Genomic DNA, 2,713 nt, shown 5'->3' on the forward strand with positions numbered 1-2,713 from the left:
ACAATACCAGCGCACCGCCCACAGGATCACATCACCCTGGAAATGGCGCCACTTGAAATCCGTCATCGTTCCGTCCGTCCAATCTCCGCCAAGCATGCTCAAGCTTCACGATTTTTGCAACAGAGCCCTCGTGGGCGTGATCCTCTCGGCGATCGCGGCGAAGATCGCGATCACGCGGTATCTGCGGGTCTAGCGGCGAGGGTGCGGTAGGCTGGATCCTCGCGCGTGAGCGCGGATCCCGCACCAGCCCGACGGCAGAAAGGATGTGACATGCCCAAGGAGACCGGCGAGAAGCTGATCGCCTCCAACAAGAAGGCCCGGCACGAGTACAACATCCTCGACACCTACGAGGCGGGCCTGGTGCTCACCGGCAGCGAGGTGAAATCGCTGCGCATGGGGCGCGCGTCGCTCGTCGACGGCTACGTCTTCATCGAGCGCGGCGAGGCCTGGCTCGACGCGGCGTACATCCCCGAGTACCTCAACGGGTCGTGGACCAACCACGCGCCGCGCCGCAAGCGCAAGCTGCTGCTGCATCGCCAGCAGATCGACAAGCTCTACCAGAAGACCCGCGAGGGCGGCATGACGATCGTGCCGCTGCGCCTGTACTTCCTGGACGGCCGCGCGAAGGTCGAGATCGCCCTCGCGAAGGGCAAGAAGGAATACGACAAGCGGCAGACGCTGCGCGAACGGCAGGACAAGCGCGAGGCCGAGCGGGCCATGCGCAGCAAGAACCGGCTGGGGGAGTAGCGCCCGCGACCCGGTGCGATTCAGTCGGCCCGGGCGAGCCGGGCGGCCCCGCCGGTTGAGCGGGCCCCCGCTGGTTGAGCGAGCGGAGCGAGTCGAAACCCGGGGCGGTCGGGTTTCGACTCGTCGCTGCGCTCCTCGCTCAACCGGCGGGGGAGGCCCGCCGCGAGCGGAGCGACCGTGGCTACACTGCGTCGAGCGCGCGGCTGACGTCGAGCAGGATCCCGTTCTGCAGCCGGTGCCAGTGCTCGGTGTCGGGATCGGGCCACGACGACAGCTTGACGATCACGGAGTCGGTGAGCGGGTCGAGCCACAGATTCTGCCCGTGGATGCCGATGCCGCTCACGTTGCCGCGCTCGTTGCCCGTGCACCACCACTGGCGGGTGTAGCTGCCGTCGGGGAAGGTGTTCGTGAAGCCCTTGTCGGTCATCGCCTCGTGCGATCCGCCGGCGAGTACGCGACGCACCCAGTCCTCGGAGACCACGCGGCCACCGGGGGCGACGCCGCCGTCGAGCATCATGCGCCCCACGCGCGCGAGATCCCGCGCCGTGCAGGAGACGCCGCCGTGCGCGAAGCCGAAACCCGTCGTGTCGACGGTGATGGTAGCGTCGCGGTCGGCGTCGAGCTTCGCCCACAGGTACGTGGAGAGCGCTTCGACGTAGCGCAGACCGGTGACCCGTTCGACGATCCAGGCGAGTACGTCGGTGTTCGCCGAGCAGTACTGGAACTCGCCGGTGCTGCCGTCGCCGCGGAGGGTGGTGAGGAACTCGTAGGTGTCGGCCGGGTCGCCGTGGCGGCGCGTGCGCCAGCCGGCCGAGCGACCGTGGGTCTGCACCTCGGATGCGGGATCGACGTAGTCCTCGTTGTAGTCGATCGAGATCTGCATGTCGAGCACCTGCAGCACGGAGGGCCCGTCGTAGACGGAGCCGGCGAGCTCGGGTACATACTCGGTGACGGGCTGCGCGGGATCGATGCGCCCCTCGTCGACCAGTGCTCCGACGACCGTGCCGCACAGCGACTTCGAGACGCTCATCAGCAGGTGACGGTCGTCGGGCGCGAAGCCGGCGCGGTAGTACTCGGCCACGACCTCCGTTCCGCGCAGCACGAGGAAGGCGTCGGTGCAGGTCTCCTCGAGCCGCTGCTCGAGATCGGGGAGCCGCGTCGCGAGCGCGTCGAGCCGCACGACGGGCTCCGCGGGCGTCGCCGGGTCGCGCCGGGAGACCGCCGCCGTGGGCAGCAGCTCGCCCAGGCGGGCGAAGGCCCAGCGGTTGTGCGGGGCCTCCTGCCAGCTGTCGAGTGTCGGCTCCCCGGCCGCGGCTCCGGGATACCTGGCGGGGTGCTGGCCGGTGGAACGTGCGTTCATCGAGTGTCTCCGAAGGTGTAGCCGCGGCGGGTGAAGAGATAGTAGAGGCCACCGCTGACGATCATCGCGACGGGGGCGGAGAGATCGATGTAGCCCATGGCCTCGGCGACCGCGCCGCTCCAGAAATCGGTGGTGAGGAAGAAGGAGGCGGCAGCGCCGCCGATGATCCCCGCGGCGAGGCCGGGAATGCTGAAGCCGCCGGTGTACCAGTACTTCGCCCCCCGGCGCTCGTCGAAGAGATCGAGGCCATCGTATCGGTTGCGGCGCAGCCAGATGTCCATGCAGTAGACGGTGATGCCCGGAGCCGAGATGAGGATCAGCACCTGCAGCATGATGTTCACCGCGTCGAGCAGGCTGGTCGACATGACCAGGTAGATGGTGAAGAAGGTGCCGAGCACGCCGATGATGATGGCCGAGGGGATGCGCCGGATCGGGATGCCGATCGACTGGAACGCCATGCTGGCGGTGTAGGTGGTCATGCCGTCGACCGCGTCGCGGATCCCCTCCCCGAAGCGGCTCCCGATCTCGGCGCCCCGGCTTCCCGGATCCGTGCCCGTCACCGTCGCGGTGATGATCTCCACAGCGTTCCTCTCCTGTTCCGGGGCC

Annotated in this window: 4 protein-coding genes; 2 read left to right on the forward strand and 2 right to left on the reverse strand. The window is 68.4% G+C overall.

Annotated elements, in window-relative coordinates:
- Together QSJ60_RS19015 and smpB are read left to right on the forward strand one after the other, a co-directional pair.
- A partial coding sequence (locus QSJ60_RS19015) for a hypothetical protein (RefSeq protein WP_285465443.1) occupies positions 1-193 on the forward strand: 193 nt, incomplete at its 5' end.
- Between the two features lie 77 nt (positions 194-270).
- The gene (smpB, locus tag QSJ60_RS19020) at positions 271-747 is read left to right on the forward strand and encodes an SsrA-binding protein SmpB (RefSeq protein WP_079941838.1); all 477 of its coding nucleotides are present in this window, start codon (positions 271-273) and stop codon (positions 745-747) included.
- Between the two features lie 181 nt (positions 748-928).
- Here the strand turns inward: smpB and nylB are convergent, their stop codons facing one another.
- Complete coding sequence (gene nylB / locus QSJ60_RS19025) at positions 929-2,107, reverse strand: 6-aminohexanoate-dimer hydrolase (protein ID WP_285465440.1); 1,179 nt, start codon at positions 2,105-2,107, stop codon at positions 929-931.
- Positions 2,104-2,713: cytosine permease (locus tag QSJ60_RS19030; RefSeq protein ID WP_285465441.1), on the reverse strand; the 610-nt coding region annotated here is incomplete at its 5' end. The genes QSJ60_RS19030 and nylB, both read right to left, overlap by 4 nt.

It is taken from the genome of Agromyces sp. NBRC 114283, assembly GCF_030268405.1.
GTDB classification, from domain to species: Bacteria; Actinomycetota; Actinomycetes; order Actinomycetales; family Microbacteriaceae; genus Agromyces; species Agromyces mediolanus.

What these genes read in the sequence shown, in the direction of transcription:
- smpB (WP_079941838.1), top strand. Translation starts at nt 271, where the DNA reads ATGCCCAAGGAGACCGGCGAGAAGCTGATCGCCTCCAACAAGAAGGCC.
- nylB (WP_285465440.1), bottom strand. Translation starts at nt 2,107, where the DNA reads ATGAACGCACGTTCCACCGGCCAGCACCCCGCCAGGTATCCCGGAGCC.